Source organism: Zobellella aerophila, assembly GCF_039539325.1.
GTDB classification, from domain to species: Bacteria; Pseudomonadota; Gammaproteobacteria; order Enterobacterales; family Aeromonadaceae; genus Oceanimonas; species Oceanimonas aerophila.
In genome coordinates this window covers 607,465-621,211 of the sequence record NZ_BAABCX010000001.1, presented here as the reverse complement: position 1 = coordinate 621,211, position 13,747 = coordinate 607,465, and the positions used below count along the sequence as shown (strand labels likewise).

Here is a 13,747-nt window from a genome sequence, read left to right as displayed (position 1 = left end):
GCGAGGCTGGTGCGTGCGTTGATTATAGCAAGCCCCCTGTTATCGCCTGATCAGGGTTCCGGCCCTGTCGAGATGAAACATGTCTAGATCGTTAGCCAGCAACAGGTTGCCGGCGTAACATGTCCTTGCCTCCAGCTCGATATCCCCGATGGTGAGCCCGGATCCGCCGCTATCCTTATAGCGCGGGCTGAAATGGGTCAATATCAGGTTGGCAATAGCCGCCTCTGCCGCGAATTGAGCGACGGCCTTTGCCGAGCTATGCCGGGGCCCTGCACCGACCTTCTCGGCGACGGCTTCGGTATAGGTTGCCTCATGCACAAGCACATGGGCCGATTTCGCGCTTTCGGCAAGTAAGGCGGGGGTGTCGTTATCACCGGAGATAATGACTTTTCGCGGCTTGCGTACCTCAAGCAGGTAGTCGCGGCTGCAAATAACGCGACCATCCGGCAGTATCACGTCCTCACCTCGCTGGAGCTGTCCCCACACAGGCCCGGACTCGATAGCATCTGCTTTCAATCTGGTTACATCGAGCTTGCGGGACAGGCCCGTTTCAACAAAAACATAGGCAAACGAGGGCACCCGGTGGGACAAGGCCACGGCGTCGATGTCGAACCCATCACCGTCAAATACGCCCGACATCCCCGCCACGTCGACAAAGTTAACCGGGTAAGAAAGCCTCAGCTGGGTAGCTTTTTGTGTGGCTTCAATAAATTCCCGGATGGCGGCGGGGCCGATAATGGTCAGGGCTGCGCTGCGCCCCGACATGGTCGCGCTCGCCAGCAGCCCGGGGAGGCCATAACAATGATCGCCATGTACATGGGTGATGCAGACCGCCTGCAGGCTGTTTAACGATAAATTGGTATGCAGCAGGCGATGCTGGGTTCCTTCACCACAATCAATAAGGAACCAAGGCTTTGAGCCTGCCTTCCTCAGCGCAACACCGGACAGGTTTCTGGTCTTGGTGGGCGTACCCGACGAGGTGCCCAAAAAGATAATGTCCATAATCCGCCTTATACCGATCACTTAATTACATGATCCGCCGTCTTCAGGGGTAATGCCTGTTGGTTAACGGGGTTTGTTGACTTCCAAGCCGACCTTCTGCGCCATGGACGGCCAGCAGAGCCTCCGGGGCAGCTTACTGCCTGCACCGAGTTGGATAACGGACCGAACATCCGGTGAATGTTCGCAGCCGTTATCCAGCGCAGGTGACCTCAAACTTCGTTAACTGTATATCGCCAGCTCCCTGCGCTCACGCTCCCGGTCCGGATCTTCCAGCGCGGCAACCGCCTCGATCTGCCGGATGTAGGCTGTCGGCAGGCCGGCCTCCCTGGCACCGAGCAATACATGCGTCTTGTACCAGCAATAAGGAGCAAGCGCGTCATCGATATGGGTGGCGTAATAGGTAATGGCGAGGACGACACTGCCATCTTGACCGACAACGATAACCTTCTTTTCGTTATAGCCCCGGCCCAGCCCCTCGGCGCCGTCCAGTGCCTTTTTATCGGCTTCGCTGATGTCGAACAAAACGCCAAGGACATAGTCTCCGTCCTCATTGGTTGCATAGGCATCGCATTTGGCCGAGCCATCCCGGCTGCGCTTGTGGAACCTCAGCACATGCCTTCGCAGTGTATAGGTGCCCATTTTCCGGGCACTCGGCACCCGCTCGCGCAGCCGGGCCAGCGACATATTGGAACCATAGGCAAAATACTTCATCGCGCCTCGAAAATACTGATAAATTAATACCAGCCATGGTTGAAGGACTATGTACAGACAACGACTGGCTGGCGTTGCTGATCAATACGTCAGATCTTCGGCAGTAAATTTTCTCTTGGGGGTTTTTCCTAAGATACGCTTCAACACATCATTCAGTGTATGAGGATCGTTATCAAATCCACCGTGGCTCTCGCTGGTGCTGCGCCCGCTCTTCCTTCCCCGGCTGTAGACAAACTCGACAGGAAAACCATCCACCTCGATAAGGCTGTTGTATTTCTGCATGCCCAGCAGGGGCGCAAGGGTATTTTCCTCAAAGGCACGGGAAACCAGATACAGCAGCGATTTTTGATAAATTTTCGCTACGTTGTCGTCCTGTTCCAACTTGTCTGTGAGGTTGTAAATACACAGGTTTTGAATGTGCTTGCCTTCCAGCAGAGGCCGGAACTCTGAATCGAACAACTCCTTGGTGGCCGCCGGGGCCAGCAGCGAGCAAGTGCTCACGGTGAGATCAGGAAAAAGCGAGATTGCCCGAGTCAGCAGGTGAGCCTGGAGGATGGCGCCCGTCGAATGGCCAAGCAGATGGATATTGATGTCGCGGTCCAGGGCGCGAAGGCTGGTGATGATTCTGTCGAGCACATCGGTACCGTCGGCGTTCTTTGTGCTGAAGGGTTTTCTGGCGCCAAATTTCATTTCACGCCAGAGGGCCCGGCCGGGCTTGCGGGTCAGATCTTCAATGCGGCGATCAAACCAATCGCTGATGCCGCCCGCTATCATGTCCGCGTCATCCCTCTTGCCGATGATGATATCCTTTAATTCTTCGGCCAGGCCGGTGTCATACATAAAATGAAATGGATAAATTCCATTTTCAAGAAACACGTCTTTCATCGCCGCAATACGCCTCGCCGAGGCTTTGACGCTGTTCAGCCCGCCGTGCGCATACAGTAAAATATGCTCAAATCGGCGTGTTTTCAGATGGTGTTGCACCAGCGCCATATGATCGCGATTGCTCCAGTAGCGCCCTTTATCGTGATAGGCACCGTCATCGAGGTGCACAAAATGTTCCTCTATTTGTTGCCTCGGTACCGACCCCATGGATGCGCCCCGATTGGTGGCGGATTTAGCCCCGACGGAAACACTGGCAGAAAATATTTGTGGCGTGGGCAACGCCAGCTGCACCACCCAGGCGTCCATGATGTGCTTTGCCCAGTCGGAATAAAGCCAGAGTGCGAGGCCACCCTTGCCCCAATCATCCTCGCCCCAGGAGTTTTGTATCCAGAAGCCCTTTGGGTTGTAACCGACAATAGCGAACGCATGACCACCGATAATGCCGTCTCGTTCGGGGATATACGCTTCTCCGTCTTGATCTTCAACGGGAGCGTACCAGCCATTGTGAACCTTCGCCGAGGCGTAAATGACGCCGGCTTCATTAATGGCGGCGTGAAAGTCGGTGATGTCCGGCCCGATCCGGTAATAGGCGCCGAGCGTTCGCTTCCTGGCATCCTCCGAGATCTCCGGCGTGATAATGAAATCTCCCTGACACTCCCCATAGGGCGCCAGACCCTCCAGGCAAACTCCGGTATTTTTCCAGCCTTTTATCGCTCCCCGGCAACTGGAGCCTTCGTAATCTTCTCCCGGCCACTCGTCGTATCGCCTGGCCAGCTCGTAGAGCATGCGTGGGCTGACTTTGTGATTCTTATTCTGGAAGCGGTAGAGTAAGTTGATGGTCGCCGCCAGACCAAAGCCGGTACAGGCCCCCTCTTTGCCCTGGTCGAGAATGTATAGATTACCCGGGGGATGGATGACATCTTTCAAGGGAGCCAGTGTCGGCTCGTAATAACGGTCTCGCAGGTCGGGGGCATCCGCCACGACATTCAGGGAGGCTTTGGGAGGATAACTGGACATACCTATCTCCTGATTGGAAGCCAATCGATAGCTTTATATAAGTCAGTTTATCCGTAATTAAGATGGCGCGATAAACGCCGATCACTGCTCCGCCACCCGCCTTATTGATAGAGGCATTGAATGCCATGGGTACATTCCATATAGGACATCCATCTTGCCATTCGTGCCGTCTCAGCTTTCTGCTGTCTGGCCGCGCAGTATGGCTTCGAGGCTGATTTTCGGGCATACCGCATCATTGATGTAGTCGAGCAGGTTGCTCGCCGCTCGGCGGATGTATTTTTCCGTGTCAGCGTCCAGACAACGGCCGTCCGCATCGAACACCTGTTGCACCCTGGCAATCGATATCGCCAGGGGTAGCGGCACCGCTCCTATATGGGCGCAGATCGCCCGCAGCTGCTCGGTGGACTTGATGGCGCCAATCACCCCCGCCGCCACCCCCAGCAAGGAGACGGGCTTGCCGGCCAGCATGCTCGGGAAACCAAGGTTGTCGATAGCCAGTTTCATCGGACTGCTGATCCCGCCATGGTATTCAGGCGAAGCCAAAAGCACCCCCGTCGCGGCCCCGACCGTCTGCTGAAACTGCTCGATAGCGGCGGGGTTTTTAGGGGGCATACCCGGCAACGGCAGATCCAATGTCTCCAGCCGAATGGAGATCACCTCCACCCCGGGCATCTTGCTAAACTCGTCCAGGGCTAACTTGAGGGCCATGGCGGTGTAGTTACCCGGACGCACACTTCCGCATATGGTCACAATCTTAATATTTTTCATCACATACTCCTGTTTACCGGGGCAGGCCGTACTCCTTTGCCTGTTTTGTCGGGAGGGAAGAGACATCACCGCAGCGGCGTTCACCCGCTCGTTCGCTGTCATTTCAATGTAAAGCTTAAGAGAAAAAACCATCGCATGGGGATGAAGAGCACAAACTGTGCTGCTCTGGGGCAAGGGAACAGCCCGGGTTTGGTCCTGCCGAAAAACGGCCTCGCCGCTGGCAGGTTGGCGAAACAAGAAGTAGACATAAAGGTAGGGTAGCCGGATGCCGGGTCTTACCCTGCTGCTTATCAACCAGCCAGGTAACCAGCCATGAGCAAACCCAAGCAACAGCCCAGAAATCCGCCGGCGCCCCACCTGCCCCATCCCCCGAAAAAACCGCCGCCTCCACCGCCGCTACCCGGAAAAAGCCGCTGATCCTTACTGCCGAGGACGGCTTCCATTAGGCACGGCAGGATACCTATGATTACGCTGCAGGGCGCGCGCATCTTGAATTACGTCACCGGTGCTGAATACCGTAAGTTTGTCGTGCTTCGAGTTCGTGGTCGCCTTGAACTTCCGCCGGGTCTTGCACTCCAGGCTTTCTTCCTTCATCAGCCGGGCAATCCGGCAACGGCTGACCGCCTTGTATTCTCCGGCCAGCTTGCGCTGGATACGCCGAGAACCATAGGTTGCCCGACCCTCTTCGTGGTGTTCACGGATCCTCGCCTTCAACGCCTCATCCTGCTGCTCTCGCTGGCTGGACGGCTTGGACCGCCACTCGTAATAGCCACTGCGAGACACCTCAAACACTCGGCACATCAGGGCGGTGTCGAACTCACCCTGGTTGGCGTCGATGAAGGCGTACCTCAGCGAATTCCTTGGCGAAGAAAGCGGCCGCCTTTTTTAACAGCTCACGCTCCTCCTTGAGCCGGGCGTTCTCTCGCCGAAGGTGTTTCAACTCTTCATACAGGTGCTGATCATCAACCGTGCTACCGGAGCTGACATCCCGCTCACCGTGATACTTCCTGATCCAGGTATGCAGCGTGTTGACGTTGATACCCAGCTCTCTGGCGGTTTGAGTGACAGGTTGTTCAGATTCCACGGCCAGCTTGACCGCGGCTTCTTTTAAACTCAGCTGTATAGGAATTGGCTTTCTTCTGACTCATGACACACACCTTCTATGGGCAGGTGATCTTACCTGCCCATAGAAGGTGTGTGTTCGGGAAACTATAGCCACTTCACCATTCGGGTTAGCATAGTTTGCGTTCAGTAAGAACTAGACACTGAATTAAAAACTTCATGACATTCTCCCATTCAGTTGAACACTACAGTTTCCAACGACTTATTAGGTGCCGCAGCTACCATGACTCGGAGTCTTTGCAAATGAGATGGACGATAGATGCGGGGCTTGACACCCAGAACGCCTGAAACCCCTCTGGTAGCGGCTCTATCTCGTCGCAGCGCACTATGCCAGCCGACTTGAGATACTCTGCGGCCGAAGAGACATCGTTTGTAATTACTTCAAGCCATATTTCAGCTTGGCTTATGCCAGGAACGCTATCAATCCAGAGGTTATTAGAGCCGAACTCGAACCCCACTGACGGAGCGTGCTTTGTTATCTGTTTGAGGCCGAGCACATCTCGGTAAAATTGGACGGTGACCTCGTATAAATGAGGCGGAGTCTTCATTGCAATGTTTCGGCCTGCTGAGAATGTTGCATTTATTGTCATGTGAACTCCTTAGTGTGTCACCGAACAGATGCTGCCGGGCCAGACTGGAGTTAATGCGTCTGGCTCATGGCGCAGGAATTACCGAATTATGAGGGGATCCGCCAGCGTCCGAATTCTCTCGCGGCCCTGACGGCGTGAAGCGGCGGTAGGGCAGTAACTCATACCTGATGGGAAATGCTGAGTGGTATGGCTGGAGCATAGCGAAATTCGCGCCGCTTTTAACCATGCTACCGCCCTAACGTCGCAAGCTGCCATTGTAACCATCCCCTGTTCACCCAGTATCCGTACAAAACCATTCTGGACGCAGAGCAAGTATCGGGCAATTGCACAAAAGTAGAAGTAAGAGGCAAAAAACATCGGTGGGTTACTTATACTAACTAGAATAAAAATCTGATCATATTTAAGCCTGAGTTTCAGAGGCAACACAATCACCTCCCACGGCACGCCATTAACTCATCCCTGAGGGCTCGGGAAATGCCGTCTGACCGCCATCCATGGCGGTCAGACGGCGCGGAGGGGCCTATATGGAGGTATTCACGGCGTGTCGGAGGAGCTGACCATTTGGCCGCCTTTGCAGAACAACCAAACAGATCAGTTATTAAATCTGTTTGGTATTACTATTCTGCCAGCAATAAAAAACCGCCTTGCGGCGGTTTTTTTAAGCGTCTGTTTCGTTGCGATTAGGCGCGAACGAAGTCCAGGTGAGCCAGTTTCGGCTTGTAGGGGTGACGCTGGATGTCTTGTACCTTGGCCTTCACTTCTTCACCGTTGATCACCAGGGTCAGCACTTCGCTGTAGAAGCTGTCGCTTTCCTGAGCGGTGTTCAGTTTTTTGTGGTCCAGAGACAGGGCAACAGGCTCCTGACCGGCACCGTACAGGATGGCCGGTACTTTTTCTTCGTGACGCAGGCGGCGGCTCGCACCTTTCCCCAGGTCAGAACGAATTTCAGCTTCGAATGTAAAAGACATAATTTTCTCTCTATAAGTAATGGGCGGAAGCTGCGACCGACTCCCGCCAGATAAAAGCGCGCGAAGTCTAACACGGCGGCGGATGGCGGGGCAAGAACTTAGGTCAGTGGCGCGCCTGAGCCTACCGCGTGTCGGAAGAGCTGCTCCTTTGGCCAAATAAGCTAGCGGCTGACTGGAAATCACACCGCGTTCCCACACAGAGCTTGGGAACGCGAATCTCCGAGACCACCGGCTTTCAGCTCCCTATCGCCGCTATCTGCTGCAGGATCCGCTTGTCGGAAATCGGATACGGCGTGCCCAGGGTCTGGGCGAAATAAGACACCCGCAGCTCTTCTATCATCCAGCGGATCTCCTTCACCTCGGCGGTCGGCGGCTTGCCCCTGGGCTGCTTGTTGAGAAGCGCTTGGTAGGCGGTCTGCACATTCTGAATTTTCAGCAGGTGGGCCCGGTCCCGGTGCGGATCTATGGCCAGCTTGTCCAGCCGCTTCGACAGGGCCTCCAGGTAACGCTGCGCATCCTTCAGCCGTTCGCCGCCGGTGTCGGTCACAAAGCCCCGGTAGATAAGCCCGTCCAGCTGGGCCTGTATGTCCGACATGGCCATCGCCAGGGCCAGGTCTATCTTGCCCTTGAGCCGTTTCTTGATGCCCTGGGCCCGGCTCAGCACTTCTTCCACCTGCAGGGCGATGTCGGCCACCGTGGGGTTGAGCTCGCCGGCCACCTTGTCCTTCAGAATGTCGAATTCTTCGGGGGTCCAGGCCGGGGCGCCGTGCTGGCGCATAAGCGCATGAATGCCGGCGCGGATACAGTCGTCCACCAGATCCAGCACCTTGCCGTAGGGATTGAAATACAGCCCCAGCTTGGCCTTGTTGGGCAGCTTGTCCTGTAAATACTTGATGGGCGACGGCAGTTGCAGTTGCAGCAGCTTGCACTGACCGTCCCACATTGTCTGGGCCTGGCCGGCTTCGTCTTCACACAGTTGCAGGGCCACGCTGTTGCCCTGATCGGCGAGCGCCGGATAGGCCTTTACCTCGAACCCGGCCCGCTTGGCGGCAAAGGTTTGCGGAATGGCCCTGGCCGGAAACTCAAGCAAGCCTTCCTGCTCAAAGCGGTCGTCGTCCACCGCCTGGGTGAGCGCGGTCTGCACCTGGCCCTGCAGGGAGAGCTTGATGGCGTCCAGATCCCGGCCGGTGGCCAACTCCTTGCCATCGGCGTCCATCACCGCAAAGCGCATGATGAGATGCGGCGGCAATGCGCTCCAGTCCCAGTCTTCCCGGGGCACGGTCACGCCTGTCATGCGTCGCAGGTGTTTTTCCATCTGCTCGAGCAACGGGCCGTCGAACGGGGTCATGGCCGCCAGCAGTGCCTCGGCGAAGTTGGGCGCCGGCACGAAATGCTTGCGCATCGGCTTGGGCAACGACTTGATCAGGCTGATGAAAAGCTCCCGGCGCAGGCCCGGCACCTGCCACTCAAAGGGACCGGCGGCCACCTGGTTCAGCAGCGGCAGCGGAATGCGTACGGTCACGCCGTCTTCGTCCTTGCCCGGCTCAAACTGGTAGGCCAGCGGCAGATTCAGGCCATCGTGCTGCCAGGCATCCGGATAATCCCGCGTGGTCACGACCCCGGCGCGCTCGTTGAGCAGCATCTCTTCGGTAAAGTGCAACAGCTCCGGGTTGGCCTTGCGCGCCGTCTGCCACCACTTGTCGAAATGGCGAACGGAAACAATGTCGTCAGGCAGCCGCTCATCGTAAAAACGGAACAGGGTGTCGTCGTCGATCACCAGATCCCGGCGGCGCGACTTGTGTTCCAGGGTTTCGGCCTGCTCCAGCAGGGCGCGGTTGTGGTGAAAGAATTCGTGGCGGGTCGCCAGCTCGCCTTCCACCAGCGCCTGGCGGATAAACAGCTCCCGGCAGAGTTTGGGATCCACCTCGCTGTAGTTGACCCGGCGCCGCACCACCACCGGCAGGCCGAACAGGGACTGGCTCAGATAGCCCATCACCGCCCCCTGCTTCTTCGACCAGTAGGGCTCGCTGTAGCTGGACTTCAGCAGGTGTTGCCCGGCCTCTTCCAGCCAGGCCTGATCGATGCGGGCGGCGATACGGCCATACAGACGCTGGGTCTCGGTCAGCTCGGCCACCATCAGCCAGCGGGGCGGCTTCTTGAACAGCGCCGAGCCGGGTACGATATGGAAGCGGGCGTTGCGCGCGCCCAGGATCTCTTTCTTGTCGCCATCGCGCATGCCCACATGGCTGAGCAGGCCGGTGAGCAAGGCCCGGTGCAGGCTGGCAGGATCGGCGGGCTCGCTGTTCAGCGGAAAGCCCAGCTCGCGCACCACCAGCCGCAGCTGGGTGTAGATATCCTGCCATTCGCGCACCCTCAGGTAATTGAGAAACTCACTCATGCACTGTTTGCGGAACTGGTTGCCGCTCAAGGCTTTTTGCTGTTCCTTCAGGTATTGCCAGAGGTTGAGGAAGGCCACAAAATCCGAGTCCGCATCGGCAAAGCGGCGGTGCATTTCGGCCGCCGCCTGCTGTTTGTCGAGCGGTCGCTCGCGCGGATCCTGGATGCTGAGCGCGGCGGTGATCACCATCACCTCGGTCACGCAACCATAGTCGCGCGCCGCCAGCACCATGCGCGCCAGGCGCGGATCCACCGGCAACCGCGACAGATCACGCCCCAGCGGGGTGAGCTTGAGCCGGCCCTGGTTCTCGCCGACCGCCCCCAGCTCTTCCAGCAGGCGCACGCCGTCGCTGATATGCTTTTTCTCCGGCGGCTCGACGAAGGGAAAGGCGCCGATGTCGCCCAGTCCCAGGGACAGCATCTGCAAGATGACCGAGGCCAGGTTGGTGCGCAGAATTTCCGGGTCGGTAAACTCGGGCCGGCTGATAAAGTCGTCTTCGCCATACAGGCGGATACAAACCCCCGCCTCCACCCGGCCGCAGCGGCCCATGCGCTGGTTGGCGCTGGCCTGGGACACAGGCTCGATGGGCAGCCGCTGCACCTTGGTGCGGTGGGAATAGCGGCTGATACGCGCGGTCCCCGGATCGATCACGTAGCGGATGCCGGGCACGGTGAGCGAGGTTTCCGCCACGTTGGTGGCCAGCACGATGCGCCGCCCCGAGTGGGACTCGAAAATGCGGTTCTGCTCGGCATTGGACAGCCGGGAATAGAGCGGCACTATCTCGGTATGACGCAGTTGCTGCTTGTTGAGCGCATCGGCGGTGTCGCGGATCTCCCGCTCGCCGTTCATAAAGATCAGGATATCGCCCGGCCCTTCTTTGGTGAGCTCGGCCACCGCATCGAAAATGCCCTGCAGCTGATCCCGCTCGGTGTCGTCCACCACCAGCGGCCGGTAGCGCAGCTCCACCGGATAGGTACGACCCGACACCGTGATGATGGGCGCATCGTTGAAATGGCGGGAGAAACGCTCCGGATCTATGGTGGCCGAGGTGATGACCACCTTCAGATCCGGCCGCCTGGGCAACAGCTGCCTGAGGTAACCGAGAATAAAGTCGATATTCAGGCTGCGTTCGTGGGCTTCGTCGATGATGATGGTGTCGTACTGGCGCAGCTGACGGTCCTGCTGGATTTCCGCCAGCAGCATGCCGTCGGTCATCAGTTTGACCTGGGTCTCGGCGCTCACCTGATCGTTAAAGCGCACCTTGTAGCCGACCCGTTCGCCCAGTTCACAGCCCAGTTCGTCCGCCAGCCGCTTGGCCACGCTGCGCGCCGCCAGCCGCCGGGGCTGGGTATGGCCAATCTGGCCGTCAACGCCCAGGCCCAGCTCCAGACACATCTTGGGGATCTGGGTGGTCTTGCCCGAGCCGGTTTCACCGGCGATGATCACCACCTGGTTATCACGGATGGCGTCTTTGATGGTCTCACGCTTGTCGCTGACCGGCAGCTGGGCCGGGTAGTGGATGGGTTGGGCCAACAATCCCAGGCGGCGGCCGCGCTCGGCACGGGAGGCCGCCAGATCTGCGCCGATCACGGCGAGCACGTTTTGCCGCTTGGCCTCGGCCAGTTTCTCGATACCCTGCAGGCGGCGGCGCAAACGCCCCCGATCCGCTCCCCTGCACTCTTTTAATTGGGCCAGCAATTGCTCAACAGACAAACCAAATCCCCAAAACACGCACGCTAAATGGCGCGCATATTAACAGAAACGAGGCCGGAATGGAGTCCAAGCTGTGTACCGCTAACTGTAGCTGTTCCGAATAGTAGGTCACTCGAGACAGCGACGGGGCCTGCTTAGCGCTACCCGGTCGATGTGGCTGTATTGGGAAAGTTATTTAGCTCATGGCCTGCATCAGCAGCAATAGATCGCTTTGCCGATGGCGGCCGGTTTTTTGGAAGATGGATTTCAGGGTAGAACGCACCGTTTCCTTGCTGACACATCGGTAACTGGCGATGTCCTGGCTGTTGCAGCCCTTGCCCAGCAGGATCAGGAGCTCTTTTTCCGTGCGGGTCAGCTCAAACAGGCAGGCCAGGCTGTCGGCATCCACCTTGGGCTGGTAGTCCGGATCCTTGAGGGTCAGCAACCAATGCCGCCGATTATTTAGTAAGGGCATAACATGCATCACCAGCGCCCCCTGACCGGTATCCAGCACCAACCGCAGGCGCTCTTCGGTCAAGTCCCCGACCAGCAAACCCAGGGAGCGCCAACGACCCGGGCCCGCCAGTTCGCCCGGGCATACCTGCAACTGCCCCTTGCCGTCGAGCCGGATCCCCAGCTCGCTGTCGAGCAGCTCACGTCCGGCCCTGTTGGCCTCGACCAGGCAACCGTCGGCATTCAGCAACAACTGAGGGCGCTCAGTCAGGTTTACCCAGTAACGCAGGCAACGGTTTTGTTCTCTTAAGTGGTGGAGCGACCAGTAATGCAACTGCCATCGGGCCAGTTCCGCAGCCAGCAGCTGCAACAGGGACAGCCGTTCCCGCAACGGCGGCCGGCCCTGCACCACCAGCACACCGCCACCCGCACCCTGCCCCGGCGGCAGCATGAACCCCCGGGCTGTCTGGCCGAATAAAAAACAACCGTCGGCGGCGGGCCGGTCTCGGCCGGCAAGCAGCCCGGCGAACGCCCTCTGGCTGCGATAACGCCGGCCGGCATCAAAATAATGCCACTCTCCGGGATCTCCGGTGCAGCCTGTCGGGCTTAACGCCAGGGTCATGCCGTCCAAGGCGAGTTCGCGGCAGAAAGATCCCAGGGTTAAGTTAAGCTCTTCCTGCCGGGCACGGCTGTCGTACATCCTACTCAACAGTAACAAAAGCCGCGTCTGAGCCGTCATCGCTGCCATATATCGCTCCCATTGTGCTCATTATTGTTTTTGTAACCAGTAAGGCTAGCGCCCACGTCAAATTTTGGCCAACAAAATACGGAAAATCTCATCCGCAGTAAAAAATACCAGAGCCGCAGCCCAGCACTAGAAAGCGCCAAAAAATCACACACAAAAACGATAAAATAATGTTTTTAATGGTAAATTAAAAAAACAAAAGTCATCCCCCCAGCAGCTAAAAGGGTTCCCCGCCCTTGTGAAAGAATCATAAAAAATAAGAAATAGGAGCTTCAGCAAATATCTGCCACATACCCCACAAAATAACAAAACATGGATTGAAAAGGACTCAGCAAGCCCGTATATTGGGTGTACAGCCCACTGTTGAGGAAGGTAAAAGATGAAAGAGTTAGTCATAACTATCATTTTTACAGTCTGTGCGGCCGTAGTGGCCGTTTCTGTACCTTCTTTGGCACAATTTTAACTGAGCCCGGGAAGACAGGACTGTAAAACACTAATAAATAAAATTATTTCCTGTAAAACAAAAAAGCGCTTCTGAAAGGAAGCGCTTTTTTTACGCTTTTGTGACTGCCTGTCGTCAGTAGGGAGCCACGATCATATTGCTGTGGGTACCGATCAGGCGGACCCGTTGGCCGGCTTGCCAACTGCGGTCGGCTTTTTGCACTATGACCAGGTTTTCACCGGCATCGGTCCTGACCCCCAGTTCAACGGCACTGACCTGGCTGGCCTTATCTTCAATCTTGGAGCCGGCCATGACACCGAGAATGGCGCCGCCGGCGGTGGCCAGGGATCGCCCGCTACCGCCACCGACCTGGTGACCGAGCATACCGCCGACCACGCCGCCACCGACACTGCCTAGCACATTGGGATCCTTATCACCCGCCTGTATGGTGACCGGACGTACCGAGACGATGGTGCCGAAGGTGACATTCTGTGCCCGGTTGGCCTCGCTGCTGCGATAGACATCCCCCGAGTACACATCTGTGGTGCTACAGCCAGCCAGGGGCAGGACACCCAGTGCCAGTACAATGGATATGGATTTCAGTTTCATCTACTTCCCCTTCCCCCGCGTCATGGGCCTGTCCAAGCGTAGACGTTTATCTCTATGACTTGCCTGTTAAAAGTATAGACCAGCGCTTTTCCGGCAAACTTGCATCTGATACCGAGAAATCCCCTTCAACCAGTGCACCTGACCGAGCCATACCGGCTGGTATGCCCGCACTGTCAACGCTTGCTAATGGCGGGGCCCTATCATCACCTATCAGAAGTCAACGGCCCTAAAATGTCAAAGCCTGTTTCATTTGAAACAGGCTTTGACAACAAACACCACCGTGGGTCCGACTTTTGCCGGGGACCGCCCCCGGGCCGATGGACATATCGCGCGGGGTCGCCGCTC

The 13,747-nt window shown here is 57.4% G+C and carries 11 protein-coding genes; all 11 read right to left on the bottom strand.

The features are described from left to right. Positions 1-39 precede the first annotated feature (39 nt). Positions 40-1,002 (bottom strand): ribonuclease Z, encoded by a 963-nt coding sequence (locus tag ABD806_RS02855; protein WP_344954505.1) that lies wholly within the window; start codon positions 1,000-1,002, stop codon positions 40-42. 219 nt (positions 1,003-1,221) lie between these two features. Then, positions 1,222-1,713: a gamma-glutamylcyclotransferase family protein gene (locus tag ABD806_RS02850; RefSeq protein ID WP_344954503.1), complete on the bottom strand. Its 492-nt coding sequence runs from the start codon at positions 1,711-1,713 to the stop codon at positions 1,222-1,224. A gap of 81 nt (positions 1,714-1,794) precedes the next feature. After that, a complete protein-coding gene (locus ABD806_RS02845; protein ID WP_344954501.1) occupies positions 1,795-3,615 on the bottom strand; it encodes a C1 family peptidase in 1,821 nt (606 codons plus the stop codon). Positions 3,616-3,786: 171 nt separating this feature from the next. Then, a complete protein-coding gene (locus tag ABD806_RS02840; protein ID WP_344954499.1) occupies positions 3,787-4,383 on the bottom strand; it encodes an NADPH-dependent FMN reductase in 597 nt (198 codons plus the stop codon). A 420-nt stretch (positions 4,384-4,803) separates the two neighbouring features. Then, positions 4,804-5,175 carry an IS3 family transposase gene (locus ABD806_RS02835; protein WP_344954496.1) on the bottom strand — a complete coding sequence of 124 codons (372 nt, stop codon included), beginning with the start codon at positions 5,173-5,175 and terminating at the stop codon, positions 4,804-4,806. A gap of 25 nt (positions 5,176-5,200) precedes the next feature. Beyond that, a complete protein-coding gene (locus tag ABD806_RS02830) occupies positions 5,201-5,500 on the bottom strand; it encodes a transposase (RefSeq protein WP_344956419.1) in 300 nt (99 codons plus the stop codon). A gap of 223 nt (positions 5,501-5,723) precedes the next feature. After that, positions 5,724-6,095 (bottom strand): VOC family protein, encoded by a 372-nt coding sequence (locus tag ABD806_RS02825; RefSeq protein WP_344954494.1) that lies wholly within the window; start codon positions 6,093-6,095, stop codon positions 5,724-5,726. A gap of 680 nt (positions 6,096-6,775) precedes the next feature. Next, the gene (gene rplY, locus ABD806_RS02820) at positions 6,776-7,063 is read right to left on the bottom strand and encodes a 50S ribosomal protein L25 (protein ID WP_344954492.1); all 288 of its coding nucleotides are present in this window, start codon (positions 7,061-7,063) and stop codon (positions 6,776-6,778) included. Between the two features lie 235 nt (positions 7,064-7,298). Beyond that, positions 7,299-11,174, bottom strand: a complete 3,876-nt coding sequence (gene hrpA, locus ABD806_RS02815) for an ATP-dependent RNA helicase HrpA (RefSeq protein ID WP_344954489.1) — start codon at positions 11,172-11,174, stop codon at positions 7,299-7,301. Between the two features lie 175 nt (positions 11,175-11,349). After that, positions 11,350-12,306 carry a helix-turn-helix transcriptional regulator gene (locus ABD806_RS02810; protein WP_344954487.1) on the bottom strand — a complete coding sequence of 319 codons (957 nt, stop codon included), beginning with the start codon at positions 12,304-12,306 and terminating at the stop codon, positions 11,350-11,352. A 622-nt stretch (positions 12,307-12,928) separates the two neighbouring features. Further along, positions 12,929-13,402 (bottom strand): outer membrane lipoprotein, encoded by a 474-nt coding sequence (locus ABD806_RS02805; RefSeq protein ID WP_344954485.1) that lies wholly within the window; start codon positions 13,400-13,402, stop codon positions 12,929-12,931. Positions 13,403-13,747: the final 345 nt, after the last annotated feature.